The sequence below is a fragment of the Mucilaginibacter sp. P4_C11 genome (genome assembly GCF_056402115.1).
This window is the reverse complement of the sequence record NZ_JBFUIA010000010.1, coordinates 11776-31991: the sequence shown is the minus strand read 5'-3', so window position 1 is coordinate 31991 and position 20216 is coordinate 11776. Positions and strand designations below refer to the sequence as shown.

The 20216-nt window shown below is 42.6% G+C and carries 14 protein-coding genes; 9 read left to right on the top strand and 5 right to left on the bottom strand.

Annotated features, from left to right (window positions below):
* The first annotated feature begins 203 nt into the window (after positions 1 to 203).
* Positions 204 to 599: an RNA recognition motif domain-containing protein gene (locus AC1DU2_RS11035; RefSeq protein WP_477384356.1), complete on the top strand. Its 396-nt coding sequence runs from the start codon at positions 204 to 206 to the stop codon at positions 597 to 599.
* Positions 600 to 813: 214 nt separating this feature from the next.
* Here AC1DU2_RS11035 and AC1DU2_RS11030 read toward each other — a convergent pair whose 3' ends face one another.
* Positions 814 to 1494, bottom strand: a complete 681-nt coding sequence (locus AC1DU2_RS11030; protein WP_477384354.1) for a response regulator transcription factor — start codon at positions 1492 to 1494, stop codon at positions 814 to 816.
* 195 nt (positions 1495 to 1689) lie between these two features.
* Between AC1DU2_RS11030 and AC1DU2_RS11025 the strand changes: the two genes are divergently transcribed.
* Both AC1DU2_RS11025 and AC1DU2_RS11020 read left to right on the top strand, forming a co-directional pair.
* Entirely contained in the window at positions 1690 to 4542 is a 2853-nt protein-coding gene (locus AC1DU2_RS11025; RefSeq protein ID WP_477384352.1) for a sensor histidine kinase, read from the top strand.
* Positions 4543 to 4612: 70 nt separating this feature from the next.
* Positions 4613 to 5239 carry a response regulator gene (locus AC1DU2_RS11020; RefSeq protein ID WP_477384350.1) on the top strand — a complete coding sequence of 209 codons (627 nt, stop codon included), beginning with the start codon at positions 4613 to 4615 and terminating at the stop codon, positions 5237 to 5239.
* A gap of 197 nt (positions 5240 to 5436) precedes the next feature.
* On the opposite strand, the gene AC1DU2_RS11015 is transcribed toward AC1DU2_RS11020, so the two are convergent.
* Positions 5437 to 8700: a glycosyl hydrolase gene (locus AC1DU2_RS11015; protein WP_477384348.1), complete on the bottom strand. Its 3264-nt coding sequence runs from the start codon at positions 8698 to 8700 to the stop codon at positions 5437 to 5439.
* Positions 8701 to 9026: 326 nt separating this feature from the next.
* Positions 9027 to 9908 (bottom strand): universal stress protein, encoded by an 882-nt coding sequence (locus tag AC1DU2_RS11010; protein ID WP_477384346.1) that lies wholly within the window; start codon positions 9906 to 9908, stop codon positions 9027 to 9029.
* A gap of 245 nt (positions 9909 to 10153) precedes the next feature.
* Here AC1DU2_RS11010 and AC1DU2_RS11005 point away from each other — a divergent pair, with 245 nt between their 5' ends.
* Genes AC1DU2_RS11005 through AC1DU2_RS10995 form a run of 3 tightly spaced genes read left to right on the top strand, consistent with a single transcriptional unit; the run spans position 10154 to position 12338 of the window.
* Entirely contained in the window at positions 10154 to 11014 is an 861-nt protein-coding gene (locus AC1DU2_RS11005) for a universal stress protein (protein WP_477384344.1), read from the top strand.
* Between the two features lie 26 nt (positions 11015 to 11040).
* Positions 11041 to 11478, top strand: coding sequence for a hypothetical protein (locus tag AC1DU2_RS11000; protein ID WP_477384342.1), 438 nt, complete (start codon positions 11041 to 11043; stop codon positions 11476 to 11478).
* Positions 11479 to 11483: 5 nt separating this feature from the next.
* On the top strand, positions 11484 to 12338 hold the full coding sequence (locus AC1DU2_RS10995) for a universal stress protein (RefSeq protein WP_477384340.1): 855 nt from the start codon (positions 11484 to 11486) through the stop codon (positions 12336 to 12338).
* Between the two features lie 189 nt (positions 12339 to 12527).
* Here AC1DU2_RS10995 and AC1DU2_RS10990 read toward each other — a convergent pair whose 3' ends face one another.
* Together AC1DU2_RS10990 and AC1DU2_RS10985 are read right to left on the bottom strand one after the other, a co-directional pair.
* The gene (locus AC1DU2_RS10990; protein WP_477384338.1) at positions 12528 to 14309 is read right to left on the bottom strand and encodes a hypothetical protein; all 1782 of its coding nucleotides are present in this window, start codon (positions 14307 to 14309) and stop codon (positions 12528 to 12530) included.
* Between the two features lie 56 nt (positions 14310 to 14365).
* A complete protein-coding gene (locus tag AC1DU2_RS10985; RefSeq protein ID WP_477384336.1) occupies positions 14366 to 15334 on the bottom strand; it encodes a DUF542 domain-containing protein in 969 nt (322 codons plus the stop codon).
* A gap of 120 nt (positions 15335 to 15454) precedes the next feature.
* Between AC1DU2_RS10985 and AC1DU2_RS10980 the strand changes: the two genes are divergently transcribed.
* The 3 genes from AC1DU2_RS10980 (at position 15455) to ccoN (ending at position 20212) form a co-directional block, all read left to right on the top strand.
* Entirely contained in the window at positions 15455 to 17842 is a 2388-nt protein-coding gene (locus tag AC1DU2_RS10980) for a heavy metal translocating P-type ATPase (protein ID WP_477384334.1), read from the top strand.
* On the top strand, positions 17839 to 18000 hold the full coding sequence (gene ccoS / locus AC1DU2_RS10975; protein ID WP_090653105.1) for a cbb3-type cytochrome oxidase assembly protein CcoS: 162 nt from the start codon (positions 17839 to 17841) through the stop codon (positions 17998 to 18000). Before AC1DU2_RS10980 ends, ccoS begins: the two co-directional genes overlap by 4 nt.
* 85 nt (positions 18001 to 18085) lie before the next feature.
* Positions 18086 to 20212 (top strand): cytochrome-c oxidase, cbb3-type subunit I, encoded by a 2127-nt coding sequence (gene ccoN, locus AC1DU2_RS10970; protein ID WP_477384332.1) that lies wholly within the window; start codon positions 18086 to 18088, stop codon positions 20210 to 20212.
* Positions 20213 to 20216: the final 4 nt, after the last annotated feature.

Genomic DNA, 20216 nt, shown 5'->3' with positions numbered 1-20216 from the left:
TAAAGCTTTTACATTTTTAACTTAACGATTTTGAGGGCGAGGACCAGGCAAACCTACTGTTAACCAATAATTTCTGATTTGATAAACTCGGATACTCAGCGCTCATCAAAAAAAATATTCAGAATTTTAGCTATTAATATAAAACGAAACCGATATTCGTTGGTTATTGAGTAACTTTAAATCTAAATAAAGCATTAAAGCTAATGGTGAAATTATTTGTCGGGGGATTCCCTTTGGACATGACGGAACTTGACCTGGTTAAAATAATTAACCTGCATGGGGAAGTGAGTACGATTAAGATAGTACGGGATAAAAAAACGAGGATTTGTAAAGGCTATGCCTTTTTAGAAATGAAGGACCGGGAAGGTGCCGAAAACGCTGTAATTGCCTTAGATGGCACCCCTATGGGCGACAGAACACTGAACGTAAAGATAAACGAGGAAAACGCGGTAAAACCGCCACCACCCAAAAGAAACTTTGGAGGATATAACAGCACTAATAACCGCGGTGGCAGCAGCTACGGCAGCAGTAGCAGTAATTATAAGAGACCTGTTGCGGGCGACGCCCCAAAAGCCAAACGGCCAAGAAGAGCGACATAAAAATACTGTGTGAACTTTTTAGTAAAACTTTCATTTTAATAACTGGCATTCAACTCCGTGTTATTGCTTTAAACAGCATAGCTTGGCGCTATGCTGTTTAAACCTTTTAAGCCCCGTCATGGCTGTATCCTTTTCGATTTCAAACTCAAAAAGTCAAAGTCAAATTATTTAGGTATCGATAGTGGATTTGCCTACATGTAAGCCCTCCAACCCCTCAAACCAAATCAAACGCCCGCGCGTATTGCGATAGTTCAAAAGATGTGTTTGCCTGTAGTTTATGCTTGATGTTTTTGCGATGCGTATCAACCGTACCTACGGCTATAAATAATTGGTTGGCTATTTCGGGCGAACTTTTACCAAGTACCATCAGGCGTAAAATTTCACACTCGCGTTTAGACAGGCTGGAGAACTTGCTTAAGTTTTTTCGCAGAAACGTATTTTCATCCAGCATTCGCTCCACTTTGGCGGTAACGTGCTGCACAGGATCAACCTTAAAAGCCATATTAATCACCAGTAAAGGGAGCCCTTCATCATCGCGCATTAAAATTTTCATGGTACTTAAATGCCAAACCCATTCTGGATTACCATTTATTTTTACCTGCTGAAAAAATGTAATATCCTCGTCGGTATTTCTTTCAACCATACCTTTCACCTTCGGCACATAAGTATCTGCATCTTCGGGGTTAAAGTATTTTGCCGTATAATCGGAGGTAGAATAGCTTCTAAATTCGGCTAAAGTTATACCCAGTTGGTTTAACCCATTTTGGCACATGTATTCCAATTTAAAATCGGGCATCCGGTGTATAATGGTTACACCCGGCAGCAGGTTGGCAACAGCGTGTATTTTATCAATCTCGGCTTGAATTTTCAGTTCCAAATCGGGCAATTTATTCATTGCGATATCATAATTAAGGGATGGCAATATAATGAATGTTTACAGACGTTTTTTTTAATATTAACAAGTGTTATTGATTACAGGCCATTTATTTTTATATTTATCAATTGATACAACTATAAAAAACGTGCTGCTTAAATAATTGTATGATTATTAAAAAAAGACTGCAATGTTAAGTTGCCACAAATAATAAAAATGCCTCTAAAAAGTCCATTTCTAAAACTTTTACTATTAATTCAATTTTTAATCCCGGGCGCATATGCCAGTACGCCATACCAGGTAGTTTACTTAAAAAATTATAGCGCAAGCGATGGCCTGCCCGGATCGCAGGTTAACTACCTGATGCAGGATAGCAAGGGCTTTATCTGGATAGCCACAGATAAGGGTGTAAGCAGGTTTGACGGGCAGCACTTTAAAAACTTCACAACCGCCGATGGGCTTGAAAGCAATGAATCTTTCCGGATAGCCGAAGATAATTATCACCGGATTTTTTTTTATTGCAATAACTACCGGGTTTGTTACTATGAAAACGGGCTTATACACAAACTTACGCCAACTCAGCGGGTTTTGGTGCAGCCATTTGCCAACATGTTTTTTAACCGTTACAATGAACTTTGTGTAAATTACGAGCTCAATACCAAAGTTTACCGTTTTGCGGAACTGAAATCCCAAAAACATTCGGGCCAACAAACGGATAGTTGTATTTATGGTACTGGCGGAGAAGAAATTATCCTTTCTGAACACGATCTTACCATACTCAAAAATGAGCTTGGCGCTGCGCATTTAAACGGCACAACAGCCAAAATCAATACCAAACCTTATAGGTTGGCCATACTACAAAATCATTTATTGTTGATAACTAAAGATTGGGTACATGTTTATCAATATCAAAAAAGCGGGATCATCCCCATCAATAAAATCAATTTCACCGGTAATGTAACATCGGTTTACGTTACCGGTGAAAATACATTTGCTGTTACAACGGTAAAGCAGGGCACGTATATTATTAACTACATTACAGGCGAGCGGAAAAACTATCTTAATAATCATATTACCACATCTACGCTTATTGACCGCGAAAATAATTTATGGTTTGGCACTTATGACGCTGGTTTCTTTTTAAGTACCGATCCCGAAGTAAAAATCATAAACAAGGAAAGCGGCCTGGAAAATGAAAGCGTTTTGAAGCTGGGTATAGCTGGTGGTTACCTTTTTGCGGGGCATATTTTAACAGGGTTGAGCTATATGAAACTGGGGACTAATCAAAATCCCTCAATAGGCACACTTTATTTACAGCAAAACCGGTCGGATTTTAACCGTGTAACCAGCTTGCTTCCAATTGCCGGCAATAAACTCTTGATAGGTACCGATAATGGCCTTTTCGGGTTGAACGTATCAAACGACAATCCGTCATCGTGGCGCCCGGAGTTTTATACCGGTGGCCCGATAAAAGGCATTATACAACCGCGTGATACCATTTATTTCCTGAGCTCTCAAACTATTGCAACGTTACAAGGCCGTTACGGGTACATGTTTTCCCCTATCCGGCTAACATCATTAGTCTGGCATAAAGATAACCTGCTTGTAGGTTCTCTCTTCGGTTTATATAAAATTGCCCCCCCCCTTAACCCCAACCATTTCAAATATGTACGGATACTGGCCGAAAAAGGAATAAATGCCGTAAAATGCCTGGCATCTAACGGACAGGCATGCGCTATCGGCACCGAAGATAAAGGGTTATTTCTGTCAGCAGATAAGGGCGTTAAGCAGTTTAACACCCCTATTATTTCATCCGGCAACATCCGCAAACTTGTATGGACGGATGCCAATACCCTATGGGCATGCACAGCCAATGGTGTAAGTATCATTAATTTTAGCAATAATTACAAAACCTACCGGGTAAGCCAGTTAAATACCAGCAATGGGTTGCCATCAGATAATGTTGCGGATGTAGTCCGCTACGGAAGCGATTATTATATAGCTACCGATCAGGGAATTGCTGTTACTCAAAATTTATGGCATACCAACCTGCCAAGGCCAATACTGATTGATGATGGTATACCGGGAAAACAAAAAAACTTTACGTATGGCCAGCCGGCTGTGTTTAATTGTGTTGCCCTATCGTACAAAAGCATGGGTAAAATACAATACAGGTTCAGGCTTAAGGACATTGATAAAAATTGGAGTACGGCTCCATCGGGCGAAAAACGGTTTGACCTGCTGCCGCCTGGCCAATATGAATTAGAAGCGGTGGTTGCCGATAGGTTTAACCAATTAAGCAAGCCACTTATGTTTCAATTTACCGTAATGCCGCTATGGTACCAGCAGCTTTGGTTACAGGCCATAGCCGTAATAGGCATTATCGTTTTGGCTTTTTTGCTGGTACGAAAATACTACCTGTCTATCATCGGATTACAAAAAAAGGACTATGAAAATGCGCTTGCCCTGCAACGCGAACGCCAGCGCATTAGCAGCGAGGTACATGATGATTTGGGGGCAAGTATATCGGGTATTAAGCTACAAACCGAAATGCTGAGCCGGAAGGTGACCGACCAACCGGTCTTCAAGGAAATAGATGCCATTCATGACGCTATTACCGACATATCTACCCAGGTGAGATTAATTATCTGGAGCCTCGACGTTGAAAACGATGAAGTAAGCAGCCTGGTAAATTTTATCCAGAAGCAAACCACTAAAATATTTGATTTATGCGACATTCAACTCCATGAAAATATTTCAGTTGGTGAAAGCACCATAGCCATTAGCGGCGAAAAACGACGACAAGTATACCTGCTGGTGAAAGAAGCCTTAAACAACATTATTAAACACTCGAACGCCCAAAACGCGTTCCTGGCAATTAGCCTTTACAAAGACCGGTTGCATATCAACATCCGGGATGATGGCAAAGGCTTTGTGCCCGATGTTCGTAAGCACGAAACTATGGGCATACGTAACATTTATGCGCGCGCAAAAAGATTAAATGCCGATTTGAAAATTGACACAGCACCTGGCAAAGGCACCTCCATCAGCCTTAAGCTAAATCTATAAGTGGTGGCCATAATAGGTATTTTAAACAAGGATAATTTTAGGATATTAGCGTTTTACATTTACCACAAGCATGCTCCAGATAATTTTGTTAGAGGATAATTTACATTACCGGCGGGGGCTGGAACAAATTATTCATGATATGAGCGGCGTAAGCCTGATGGGGTCATACACCAATGCCGAAATTGTATTAAAAAAGATAACCGAACTTAAGCCGGATATCTTTATTGTTGATATAAACCTGGAGGGGATGTCGGGTATTGAATTCATTAGGCAGGCAAAACCCCTGATGCCCCAGGCTGAATTTTTGATGTGTACGATAAACGACGATAATACCCACATTTTTGAATCGCTTAAAAGCGGTGCCACCGGCTACATCCTGAAAGAATCATCGGCCAGCGAGATCAGGAACGCCATTACAGAAATAGCGGCGGGCGGATCGCCGATGAGTGCCTATATATCGCGTAAGGTAATTGCTTCATTTAATGATGCCCCACCAAAACCGGCAGTGGCTACCGAAAACCTGACGGAACGGGAGGTAGAAGTACTCAACCACCTGGCACGGGGGCTTCAATACAAAGAAATAGCCGACAAACTTGATATTAGCACAGGTACCGTTAAAAAGCACATACGCAATACATACACCAAGCTGCAGGTACAAAACAAAGTGGAGGCCATAAACAAATTCCGCGCCATATAATATACCCCTTTTTCAGTATTGCAGGGCCTGGGGTTTAATACTAATTTAGCACCATAAAGAAACTAAAGGGCCATGTTGAATAAACAACCCGATAGCTATTTATAAGCCTAAACCTTATCACTTTAATAAAATCAAGCCTGTAATAAAAGTTTGATTTTAAATATCAAACCTTCCTTTATCCCCGCAATAATTTCTTATCAATAAACTATTGTACTTATAGTTACTGGCCCGGTAAGTCCCGATGGTTGCAACCTGCTATTTTCATTATAAGGGTTTACTACAGTCCATGTTTTTCTTTGATCGGCCTGCAGCTTGCTATCGCCAATCAAGCGGTTAACCCATGTATTTACTACTGTTATGTCAATGGTATTTACACCTGGTTTAATAGCTTTGGTAACATCCACCTGATAGGGGGCTGTCCAAACGCCGCCTACATCTACCCCATTTACCTTCACCTTGGCCATTGCTGTAACAGCGCCCAGGTTAAGTATTAAATGCTGACCATTTACAGGTTTAGAAGCTTTAAAGGTGTTACGATATACGGCATGTCCCGAAAAATATTTGATACTATCTTCGGCCCTTTCAGTCCAGTCGGTAAGTTTATCAAAAACTACCGGTTTAGCAGGCCCCCATCTATTGCTGTCAAACTTAACCGTCCATGGCGTATTTAATTTAACCACATTTTTTCCTTCGGGAAAGTTAATATCAACATTAGGTTTGTTACCTGCTTTACTGTCTTTACGAAAAACAATGAAGGCACTTTGATTGGCCGATAGTTTAAGTGGCACCTCTGTAACGCTACCTGTTTGCTTAAATGAAGGCAAATCGCGGGCGGTTCCGGTTACCGCGTCCCATAGCTCGGGCTGTTTTCCATGAACCCTGAAGGTAGCATTTAAATCAATTTCTTTATTGGTTTGGTTTGATACAAAGTACACATCGCCATTATCCAGTTTGCGGTGGATGAACAAAGCTTCATCGGCTTTGTTAAATTTACAATCGGGTATAACCTTTACCAGGTCAAGCGCCTGCTGCATATCCAGCCCATTAATCACCAAGCCTTTGCCATAGGTATGTTTTGTTGTTTTTTCCCCGTCAATATCTCCCCAAAGTTCGGCAGCTATTTTTTTAACCTCGACATCTGCCGGGCCATAGTTTTGTAAACCAGGCGACCGTTTTGGTGCCGGCCCTAAAATAGTTAGCCCCTGCCCTACCAGTTCCTTTATTTTTTTGAGCAATTGCGGCCGCATGGTTTCCAGTTTAGGCAGCACCAAAATTTTGTAGGCCATACCTCCGGGCAATACCAGCTTACCATTTACCACCGTTGCACGTTCATTTAATATCTCGGCATTAATGTAATCAAATGAATAACCCTTGGGCAGTTCAGGATCACGGATGCCCGTCATTTTAGGTGCATCTTCGCCAATAAAGTAGGCAACATCAGCTACGTATTTACCCTGGCGTAACATATAGCCACAGCGTTTAAGGTATTGGGTAAACATATCCATATCGTAAAACCAGGTGTTAAGGCGGTTAAACTCGTTGGAAAAACCTGCGTTAACGCCGGGCACCTTATCTTCATAGGGCTGCTCGATATAAACATGGAGTAAGGTATTGTTGATACCTTCGGTAAAAAACCGGTCGCCACGCTGTTTCATTACAGCCGGGTAGCGCGAATATGCGCCGCCACCACAGGTAAATGATTCGGCCGATACTTTATTTTTTCCATAAATATGCGCGCATGACGATGCGGCCCTGTTTTCGATATTTCCCAGGTCGCCCTCACTCCAAAACTCACCACCTACCTCGTCCGACTGGCCACCATACTGCAAAAACTCGCCAGGAAACCCCCAGTGGCCATAATTTTCCAGCCAGGTAGTAAGGCCGTTTTTGTGACTAACATCCCTTAAACCTGCAACATATTGATAGGCAACCTCGTCGGCAATAAACCGGCGCATATCCCATAAAAACCTGTCAGACATATCCTGGCTGCCCACCACGTTACCGCTCATTACCGGGATGTAGGGAGTTGGATCGTACCCAAATGATGATTTAAATTTATCTGTTAAACCATCTGTCCAGTTTTGGCCGCCGGTTTCATAGCTATCTTCAACAGTTACCTTAAAACTCTTACGGTCGGCAGCCGGTATCCGGCGCAGTATCTCCCCCAGAAAGGCGTTAAAATGTTCGGCAATGTGTTTTTTGCTCATTTTGTCGGTTTCAAAACCCCGGCCTTCCGGCGATGCGGGACCATTGGTTACCTGGGTAGGCGTCATCCCACTGCGCATAATTACCCAGTTACCTGCCGGAACGTTCCATTTTAAAGTACCATCGGCCGCAAGATATTTTGAAATGTCAATCACTTTTTGCGGGTCTATCACGTAACGTGCATCATCAACGGCGGGTTGCACCGGCCATTGATACTCTTTCCAGTAAGGGAAAGGTGTCTGAAACATTTTAGCCAGCGTTTTCTCGATATAATTTTCAACCACCGGCGATGCGGATAATTTCAGTTCGGCAATTGCACTATGCTGGCTTTCGTTATTAAAAACAATTCTGAAGTTTTTGGCCGTAGTGGCTGGTATTGATACGCCTGCTGCTCCGTAGGGGCTGAAGCCCACGTTAAGTTCGCTATTACTCCTGTCAACCACAAAATGTTTAATGGTTTGGTAGTTGCCATTGATATCGGCCTGGATGTCGCCTTCAAAACGCATGGCGGTTTTAGCCGGGTAAATAGTTAGGCCACGCACGGTAAATGAAGTGCCGGCCTTTATATCAACGGTAAACGTTTTATTGTCGGGAAGTTCAAGAACGGTATTTTCATTACCATCCATGATGTTGGTGATATTACCCACTGAAGGCTGAGCACTAATTACAGGCTTTAAATCACTAATTGTTAAATCATTATCCTGGGGTGCAGGATAGGCTAATAGCTTAATATCCTGGAACTGGTCGGTAGGTTTGCTCAATTTCTCATTAAAAAAGAAGGGCCCTTTTACCTGTTTCACCGATGATGTAAGATAGCGCATGGCCTGCTCGGGCTTAACCCATGGACCGCCAGACTGGCTCCATCCCGGGCCATTAAAAATCCCGATATCAATGCCGAGTTTTGTGGCGGTTTTTAACGCTGTATGCATAATATCCCACCACTCGGCCGAGAATAACTTCACTTTGCCATAGGGAGTTTCGGGGATACCAATATTGCCAATGAAGGCCCGGTTGATGCCTACCCGCTTCATTGATTCGAGGTCTTTGATAACACCCTGTTTCGAGATATTATCCGACATCCAATACCAATATATACTTGTTTGGATAGAGTCGGGCGGCATTTTAAACCCGGAGAGTAGTTTTTGCGAATAATTTTTTTGTTGCAGTTTTATCTGGGCAATACCGGGCAAATTGGTAACAAACAAAACAGCGAGGGTTAAAAATAACCTAAAAACGTTTTTATAGATATACTGCATGTAATGCGGATAAGTGATTTACGAGCTAAATAAGAATATTTAAATCCTGGCAAATGCACCGTTAACCGGCGTTATGAGTTAGGTTGAAATATCTTCGGTTTATATTCAGCTATTTTAAATCATTAAAATAAAACCGGCAACCTCCACTGTCTGCTTCGCCTATCCATTCTGTCAGCTAATATATTTTTGAGTTGCGCCAAACAAGGCTGTACCAATCACCGGCCGGTGCCTAAAACAAGATATCCTTAAACAGGCGAATCCCGGATGCTACTTATACCCGGAATTCGCCTGTTTTCTTGTACGATAACAAAGACAGATAAAATATATTATTTTATTGTAGCAATTGCCGGATAGACCAATAACGGTATTTCAACATGTTTAGCCAGCTGCTGCGTGTAACTACCTGAAAAAATCCTCTCTATAAAATTTTGATGCCGGTGTACGGTAGCTATCATATCAATTTGCCCGTGTTTACATAGCCAGTCAAGTCCCTGGTCTACGTCGGCGCTTTTTACATTTCTGTAGTATATTTTCGGGTAATTAATTTTGCCGGTTACTTCGCTTAAAAATTCAGTCACCTGCTTATCATCCAACCGGGTGTCCTTATCCGGACTGGTAATGTGGGCAATCAAAATTTCGGCGTTAAAATACCTGGCTATTTCGGCCACGGAATTTAACACATTAATATCTCCGGTCAGCATATCGGTAGTAAAAGCTATTTTTTTTACGGGTTTAAATTTAACACTAGGCGGTACTAACAGCACAGGGAATTTAGCATGATCAATTACCGACCGGGTGCTACTCCCCATAAACAGCCTGCTTAATTCGCCCGCACCCGACATCCCCATTACAACCAGCGATAAACGCTTTTCATCAACAATTCTATCAACTACATCAGCTACCAACCCCATGTGGCACGAATAATCAACATGAGGTTTAAAATTACCGGCGTTAGCAGCCAGTTCATGTGCCATCTCATTTTCCATTTCGCCGGCGGTTACGCTTAAGGCATCCATGGTGGCAGTTTCCAGGTGCGAATAATCGGAGGTTGCCCATGTATCCGGATTGACCGCCAGCGTTTGAACAGGTATTAATATAGCGTGACAAATATGTACGCCAACCCGCAACCGTGTAGCCAGCTGCAAGGCATAATGGCTTGCATTTACCGCGCAGGGAGAAAAATCTGTAGGGACCAAGATTTTGTTCATAACCAAGGGACTAACTATTATTAATAACAAATATCTGTTGACTAAGCCTCATAATAAATGATACCGGGCATAAACACAGGTGATTGCGGTCACCCAGGGCATTAAATTGAACCAATGCATAGCATTTTTATACTTGGAATTTATTAGGCCATGCGATACTATATCATAATAATAAGTGACGGGCATCACTTTTTAAACAACCTCATTTCCTGAATTTTACTCAAAATAATTAAACAATTAAAGCCATGAAAAAAGTATTGATTGCTACCGATTTTTCAGAGAACGCCAAAAACGCCGCCATTTTTGGTTATAAGTTGGCCGTGCAAACAAAAAGTGATATAGAAATATGTACGGCGATGACAATCCCGGCCGAAATACCCCAGGCCGGCGTAATTGTATGGCCTATGGAAGAGTACCATGTTATTGAAGAAGCTGCATTAACCGAACTAAAGCAGTTAAAAAAAGACCTTGAAGCCCAGCACGCAGCCGGCGATTTTAAACCCAACATTAACTTTAAAGCCGAACCAGGTACGGCCACAGATGTAATAAAATCATTGGCCGCCAAGGATCATGTTGAATTAATAGTTGCCGGAACTCATGGTGCCGGGGGCTTAAGCGGACTGATGCTTGGCAACCATGCGCGTAACCTGATTGATGCTACGCCAACCCCACTGCTACTAATACCATCGGGCTTTAAGTTTAGCCCTGTTAAAACCATTGCTGTGGCGCTTGATATGAAACATAAGGGTGATGATTTTGCAACCATTACTGCCATCCAGCCGCTGGCAACTTTAATGGATGCCACCATGCAACTGGTACACGTTTGCCACGAAGGCGAAAATACCGACGAGGCAGAAATATACCTGGCCGAGATAGAGCAGGAGGTTAAACAAATTGCAGGATATACTAAAACAACTTCATTGATTATTAAACCGGCACTAACCGAAACCGGGCTTAACTGGTTATGCAACTACGGCAACGTTGACATGCTGGCTATGGTGCACCACCATCGCGGTTTACTGGCATCACTATTTACCGGCAGCCATACTAAAAAAATCGCAGGGTACATTGCATTGCCTTTATTAGTAATACCTGCAAAATCTTAACACCTTTTTCCATAAAAATTACCACCATGAATAAGTTAACACCTGATAACGATTTAGAAGACGAAATACAGGAGCTATATATTTTAGCCAGCCACTGGATGAAGGACGTTTGTTTCATGGAAGATGAAATCCGTTTTTTTAACAACATTCTTGATAAATATAAGACCGCAAAACTTACGCCTGATATGGTGGTAAAAAAGGAAGAATTTGAACAGGAATTACTCAAGCAGGCAAAAAACATCAATGATCTTAAATCCGACATACCGGTCTTCCTCGTATTTCTTAAACCGTTTGTGGGTAATGAAAAAGAAGCGATGGGGCTTCAGTTTATTGAAAAGTACAGTACACTGGCGGGTGGCCTGTCCGACTCGATGGCTGCATTAAAGGCGACAAAAAATAAGTTGTTTGCCTATGCGGAAAGAATTATAGCAACCGGCAAAACCGTACCTGAATTAAAAAATTGACCTACATGAAATCGATAGCAGTACTCACCGACTTTTCAGAAAAATCTGGCCATGCGGCTAAATATGCATTGCATATTGCAAAAAAGATGAAGGTTAACGTAAGGCTTTACAATTTGCAGCTAACACCGGCAGCATTATATGCCCAGCCGGTGTTAAGCGGACAGGAATATCCCGAAGAACCGGTAATTGATACCAGGCTCACAGAATTTTCAGAAGCGTTAGCGTCTGATTTAATAAAACGGGTTTTTCCGGGATCTTATATGCCCCAGATATCGTTTTATGCCGGCAGTGCAGATATGGTAGATGTGATGACCGAAATCATCAACAATTCAGAAACAGCTATGATTGTTACCGCACCACTTGGAACTGATGATTTAGCGTCTTTTATGATCAGCGAAGCGTGCAGCAGGATAATAGACTGGACAACCGTTCCTGTTTTGGTGGTACCCGAACACGCACCTATACGCAATATTGAAAAAATGGCATTTGCCACTACATTGGACGCCGGCGATATATTATCTATAGCCGAGCTTGGTAACCTGATGGACGGTTTCCATGCCGAATTGATGGTTGCCCATCTGGATAGTAACCAGGCAGACGATAATATAAAAACCACCGAAAAAGAGCTTATCTGTAAACTTTATACCGACCTGAATTGTGGCGGCGTATACTTTCGCAACGTGCCCGATATCAAACATCAAAAAGACTGGGAGTGGCTGAAAGCCAATAAACATACAGACTTACTGGCCGTGGCCAAACGCCCGAAAGAGCAAATGACATCATTTTTTAAACGCGGCCAAAGCAGCCACCTAACTCACCATATAACCATCCCGGTTATGGTATTGCCTAAAAGGCCCTGATATTTACATTAAGGTAAAAAGCCCCGCATGGGTTGGGGTTTTACCTGTTCTGTAAAAAAATGCTTCTAAATCATTCAAAAAAACACTTGTAGTCGTCAATGTGTGGCTATCGGCTTAGCGGGTGTTATCGCGGCACAAAAAAGGCAGCCCGATCTAACCAGGCTGCCCATATATTCCTTTAAGCTATACCTATATGGCTATATTGCTTAACTGCTCTTCTGATGTACTCAAATCGTCTATCCAATCCTGTATTAAGCCAGATGTTTGATTTGCCGAACTGGCAAACAACTCTTTATAATAAGCTATACCATCCTGCAGCTGCAATTTAAACTTACTCAATTGTTTCTTCTTTTTTTCGGTAATATCTTTCAACTGCGATTGTAAATCGTTTTGAAGATAATCAATATAAAGGTTCAATTMCTTTATAAACATATGCGGCCGTTTTATTTTTTCAAGCAAATCTGTAGCGCCGTAAATATKGTGCACCATCTCATCTAACGAATAGGTTCTTGAAAAATAAGCCAGGTTAGGGCCAGGGCATATGGCAACAGCCTTGTTTTCCCGTGGCTTTAATAAATTATATTTGATGTAGGCAGATGCGCACAAGCCCTCGCAAAGGCATATTTTTTCGGTTACTGCCTTGTATTGTTGTTCGTATTCATCTGCCGCAAGCCCCAGGGTTTGCAATTGTTCTATTTTCAGGTGCTGGTATTCTCTTGATGCGGTACAAATAGGTGTTTCGGTAAACTCGGTATTGCTTACCAGGTACTTTTTAGTACAGGGGCTTCCAGGGCGCCCTCTTTCAAGCCTGCTCAACCGCAATTCTTCAGAAGTGCTCTTTTTAAAATTGTTGAATTGAATGCCCAGGGGTGATGATCCGCTTAAATAGAAATCCTCTTCCGTAGCGGTTTCCAGTTGGGCAAGTGTATTGTCATCAACATTGGTTACTTCCGGTACCAATAAAAAAGGACTCCCCCACCCTGTGCCGTCCATATCATAGTGGTTTAACAAAAACTGGTTTTCATCTGCGGTGCCAATGCCGCCCTGTACCGTAAGCTTTTGCTTTGGGGCGTGTGCAATCACTATTCCTCTTTGTAATAATACAGCCTGGTAAGTACTAAACAGCTCGTCGAGCATCTCCTGCCTTTTTTGCTTAAACTCTTCTAATATAGGGCCAAGTAAAAAGCCTTCGGTGGCAAACGCGTGACCGCCACAGTTAAGGCCCGATTCTATCCTGAACTCGGATACCCATAGTCCTTTTTTTACCAAAAACTTGGCCTGGATAAACGCCGACCGAAAATCGCTCACCTTTAAAACAACCTTTTTCAACAGCTGCCCTTCATTGTCAGGGAAAAAACCGGGAAAAGCCTCCAGGTAGCTGTACAGGCGAGGGTTCATACCTGCTGATAAAATAATTGACGAATGAAGCTTACTTTCTGCGAAACCGCGCAGCGCTGCCAAGGCATCTGTAAAGGTATCACCTGTATAATCGCCATTGGCAGTATAGTTCATTTTATCAAGTTTCGACATGATGTTTACATCAATGCTTCCGGGCTTCATCTCTTTAACTAGCCTTCGCTGGAATACTCTTTTTTGCGCGCCTTCCGGATAATCCAGCATCAGATCATAACCCTGCCGCAGCCTCGATTGCTCGGGAAGCAACTCAAAATACCTGCACAGGTCATTTCCTTTATCAAAATCCATATTGCGCAAATGATCAAACTGGCGGGTAACAAGCAAGTTCACCAGGTCAAGGTAGGCGGTAATCCGTTTTGCCCGGTAATCGGCTTCTTTTTTTGTTATAGCTATGTAAGGTTCATCATTTAGATGACAGTGGTAAGCCCGCATTCTTTCAATCAATTCATCGTCTACGATAGAAATAACAGACGATATGCCATAACGGGCAACCTTTAACGGGGTATCAATGGAGTACCCAAGACCCAAAACCGGGATATGAAATGTGTGAATCATTATTTTTTTATATTTAAAAAACAGAACTTAATTTAACATTAGCTTACAACAGCTTATCAGTGAGAAATTTGCATTGCCCTCATTTTATCGCGAATGGTTATAACTTTAGGGAAAAGTAAATTATTTTCAAGGTGGAAATTGAATAGCAGGTCATCTTCATATTCCTGCAGAAGTTTATACAAAATATTATAGGATGAAGAAACGTAACGCGGCACCTGGTAATTATTGGTTAACTGCCTGATAAGGCGAAAATCAGCCGCTATTTTTTCATGTGTTGCCATCATACTATAAAAGGTGGTTAAAATATCGTCTGTTGCATCCTTTGCAGGCACGCAACCTTTATTATAACACTCCGATAGCTTAACAATGTCGGGAAACAGCGACTCCTCTTCCGTCAGGATATCGCGCATCATAATTTCGCCGGCATTAAAAAAAAGAGTACTAACCCGGCCAACCTGCGGATGGCTGTCTTTATAACCAACAGCAACTTTTTGGGCCAGTTCGGCGATGAAAGGGGTGTTTATTTTGATGTATTGATGATTAAGATTAACCAGGTAACGGCATAAAAATGCCGGAGCCCAACTTAATAAGTTTATGGTTTGTACTGCAGGTTGGGTTAAACACATCTCAAGCTGCATACGCAGGTCGTCTATATTTAAATGACTGCCTGTGCAAGCCTGCTCCAACGTCCTTTTTCCGTCGCAGCTGAAATCCACATCCAATTTTTTAAATACTGCGGCGTTTCGGTAATCGCGGGACACCATATCGCCAATGGTTTCACTATTTGCTCCGGTTACTTTCCTGGTGAGTTGAACACGCCAGGCTTCGGGACCATCATCCAGTGTTTCCCAGCCGAGCGCATGCCTGTATTCGGCCTGCAAACGAAAATAAAGTGGCCTCAGATTCTGATCGTGAATGATCACTACCGACTGACCGATCTCCATCGCACTTAGCTTTTCAAAAATACCAATGTGCATTGTGCCAGGATCAATCATCCTGACATCAAAAGTTTCCGGCCTGTTCATCAATTACAAATCTATTGGCATTCATACCTCCAAAAAATGACGAGGGTCACATTAGCCTATAACGTCCATCATTAATACTCCCACCCTTTAAATGGACTTTTGGTAAACCAGAATAAAAAGATGACGAACGACACAATTCTTGTTAAAACATCATGCTACCATTGCGGAGACGAGTGTTTAACCACCTCATTTACAGCCGATGAAAAACAGTTTTGCTGCCAGGGCTGTAAAAGTGTTTACCAGATATTGGCGGGTAATGGCCTTGGGAGTTATTACAATTACAATGACCATCCGGGTGCAACCCGCGCACGGGTAACCAGACGGTTTGATTATTTAAGCGAACCATCCATAGTTAACGACTTGTTGGATTATACTGATGATCATATCACTATCATCACTTTGTATATACCCCACATTCATTGCAGTTCGTGTTTGTGGCTGCTTGAACAATTAAACAGGTTTAACCCGGCCATCCATTACTCCAGGGTCGATTTTATAAAAAAGCAATTAATAGTACGTTTTGATCATCGCATTTGCAGCCTGCAGCAATTGGTAGAGTTACTTTATGATATCGGTTACGAACCATTAATCAGCCTGCAGGATGTTATTAAAAAGCAAAATTCGGCCAATAAAGGAAATCTGGTTCAAAAAATCGCGGTTGCCGGTTTTTGCTTTGGCAATGTTATGTTGCTAAGCTTTCCTGAATACTTTGGCCTATCGGCCTTTGAGCAAACTTTTAAACACTTTTTTGGCTATCTAAACATTGTTTTCACATTGCCCGTGGTGTTTTTTTGCGGCAGGGATTACTTTGTTTCTGCATTTAAAAATTTAAAAGCCAGGATACTTAATATCGATTTTCCGCTGGCGCTGGGTATTGCCGTTCTTTTTATTCGCACAGTAACCGAAGTATTGGCCCACACGGGTGCCGGGTATGCCGATACGCTTTGCGGCCTGGTTTTCTTTTTGCTGGTGGGTAAATTTGTACAGCAAAAAACATATCACCATATCTCGTTCGAGCGTGATTACCGCTCATTTTTCCCGGTTGCCGTGCAGGTATTAACGGGCGATACAGAAAAGTCTATCCCTCTCTCAAAAATTGTTACCGGCCAACGCATATTGATACGGCATAATGAGATTATCCCGGCAGATGCCATCCTGCTAAAAGGGGATGCACTCATTGATTTTAGCTTTGTTACCGGCGAGGCAATCCCCGTAAACAAAACATGGGGCGAAATCATTTACGCAGGCGGCAGGCAAACGGGCGATGCTATTGAGCTTGAAGTAGTAAAGCCGGTATCGCAAAGTTACCTTACCCAACTTTGGAATAACGAGGCTTTTACCCGGAAACAGGACAGTCGGGTAAAAACTTTTAGCGAGACCATAAGTAAGTACTTTACCGTTGTGCTCCTGGTTATAGCATTTGGATCATTATTGGCCTGGTTATTTAACGATTACCGCCGCGGCATTGATGCCTTTACCGCAGTACTTATTATTGCCTGCCCCTGCGCCCTTGCGCTAAGTACACCATTTACCATGGCCGCGGCACTAAGTATATTTGACAGAAACCTTTTTTACCTTAAAAACACCCGGATTGTTGAACAGCTGGCAGCCATTGACACCATTGTAATGGATAAAACCGGCACTATATCAACTGGTAACAGCAAAAGCGTGGTAATACAAGGCCAGCTTACCGAAAAACAAAAGCAACTGATATATAGTGCCTGCCACAACTCGATACATCCCCTAAGCCGGATGATCTGTCAATTTTTAGGCAACTACAAAAAACTTCCGGTAACAGATTATAAAGAGATTCCCGGTAAGGGAATTACGGCAAGTGTAGAAAGCAATACTTTACGCATGGGTAGCGGCGCCTTCGTATTTGGCTTTGCCGAGGGCGTGCGTAATACCAGCGTACATATTATGGTCAACAACCATTACCTGGGGTATTTTCAATTTGCCCAGGAATACAGGAAGGGGATGGAAAACATCAGCTTATTAAGTAAAATTTATGGCCTGTTTTTGCTGTCAGGCGATCATGATCATGAACGTACAGATCTTGTGCAATTTTTTAAGGCTGATAAAGCCATGCATTTTAACCAATCACCCCAGGACAAGCTGGATTTTATACAAGCACTTCAACAAAAAGGGAAACAGGTTTTAATGCTGGGCGATGGGTTAAATGACTCAGGCGCATTAAAACAAAGTGATGTTGGCATAGCAGTTACAGACGATGTAAACAATTTTTCGCCGGGCTGTGATGCCATTTTAGATGGAAAATCATTTAACAAACTGCCGTCATTTCTTCGCTTTGCCAGGGATACGGTAAACGTTATCCGCCTGTCGTTCCTCATCTCTCTTACATACAATATCATCGGGCTTAGCTATGCAGTTACCGGCCACCTATCGCCGTTAATAGCTGCCATATTAATGCCTTTGAGTACGGTTACCATTATTTCATTTACCACGCTGGCAACCCATTTTGCCGCCAAAAAACGAAAACTCATATGAACATCATTTATTTTTTAATTGGCTGCAGTGTTTTGCTTGCGCTGATATTTTTAGCCGCCTTTTTTTGGGCGCAGCGTAGCGGTCAAAATGATGATCTGTACACACCCTCCATGCGTATCCTGCTTGATGATGACGATGCTGAAGCAGACAAAAAGTGATGCTAATCATATTTAAAGCCAACTGTCATCATTCTGTCGCCCATCGTACTTCAATAGTTTTACACCCATAAAAAGACAACATTTTATGCAGCCCGAAAAATTTTACTATGACAACAAAATCGTCCGGAATTTTGGTATCGCTACCGTAATCTGGGGGATAATCGGCATGACTGTAGGCTTAATTGTAGCCATTCAGCTTTATCATCCGGCCGCCAACATGGGTAACCAGTACACTACCTACGGTCGTATCCGCCCGTTACACACCAACGCGGTAATATTTGCCTTTGTGGGCAATGCCATTTTTATGGGCGTTTATTACTCGTTGCAACGCCTGCTCAAAGCAAGGATGTTTAGCGATGTACTTAGCCAAATCCATTTCTGGGGCTGGCAGCTGATTATTTTATCGGCAGTAATTACACTTCCCTTAGGTTTAACCACATCACATGAATATGCCGAACTGGAATGGCCTATAGATATTGCCATCACCGTAATTTGGGTTGTGTTTGGCTGGAACATGTTTGGCACTATATTTAAACGCCGCGAAAGGCATTTATACGTAGCCATCTGGTTTTACATAGCCACGTTTGTTACCATAGCAGTATTACATATTGTAAACTCATTTGAGTTACCTGTATCGGGCTTTAAAAGCTATATGGTTTATGCCGGCGTTCAGGATGCATTGGTGCAATGGTGGTATGGCCACAATGCTGTTGCATTTTTCCTGACCACCCCTTACCTGGGTATGATGTATTACTTTTTACCCAAAATGGCCAACCGCCCCATTTACTCCTATAAACTAAGTATCCTACACTTTTGGGCGCTTATATTTATATATATCTGGGCCGGTCCTCACCACCTTTTATATACCACCTTACCAGGCTGGGCACAATCATTAGGTGTAGCTTTTTCTATTATGCTGATAGCACCAAGCTGGGGCGGTATGATCAATGGCTTGTTAACCCTGCGCGGTTCATGGGATAAGGTAAGGGACGATGTGATCCTGAAATTCATGGTGGTAGGCTTAACCGCCTACGGTATGGCCACATTTGAAGGCCCAATGCTTTCCCTTAAACAGGTAAACGGCATTGCCCACTTCAGCGATTGGATCATCGCGCACGTGCACGTTGGCGCATTAGGCTGGAATGGTTTTTTAACCTTTGCTATCCTTTACTGGTTAATCCCACGTATTTATAAAACAGAGCTATTCTCTAAAAAAATGGCTTCCTTCCACTTCTGGATAGGCACACTGGGTATCCTTTTTTACGCCATACCAATGTACTGGGCCGGTTTTACACAAAGCTTAATGTTGAAAGAGTTTACCGCCGAAGGCATGCTGAAATATCCAAACTTTTTGGAAACTACCCTGCAAATTTTACCAATGCACATGATGCGCTCTGCAGGCGGGGCTATGTACTTATTGGGCGTAATAGTTATGGCTTATAACCTTACCCGTACAGCGTTACAAGGCAAACTGGTAGCCAATGAAGCAGCGCAGGCCATGCCGCTTGAACCTGTTCATACAATTGCCCTGGAAACCAGCTGGCACCGCCGGCTGGAGCGTAAGCCCATTCAAATGCTTATTGCTGCCCTGTTGGTTATCCTTGTAGGCACCTTTATTGAACTGATGCCTACCTTAACCATATCCTCCAATATACCTACCATTGCCTCTGTAAAACCTTATACTCCACTTGAGCTCCAGGGCCGCGATTTGTATATCCGCGAGGGTTGTTCTAACTGTCACTCTCAAACTGTCAGGCCGTTCAGATCTGAAACCGAACGTTATGGGGAATACAGTAAGGCCGGCGAATTTGTGTACGACCACCCGTTTTTATGGGGATCAAAACGTACCGGACCTGACCTGGCCCGCGAGGGTCAAAAGTTCAGTAATGCCTGGCATTACAAACACCTGATGGACCCGCGCACGATGTCAGATAAAAGTATCATGCCTAATTATGACTGGCTGAAAACGCAAGACCTGGATACTACATCAACCCGTGCAAAAATACATGCTATGCGCATACTGGGTGTACCGTATCCGGCAGGTTATGAAAACATAGCCAACCAGGACCTTGAAAAACAGGAAAAAGATATCAGGGACAACCTTTATGCCGACCATATCAAAGTTAAAAGCAACAAGGAAATCATCGCCGTAATTGCATACCTGCAACGGTTAGGAACAGATATTAAAGCAAACAAAACCGCCAATAAATAATCAC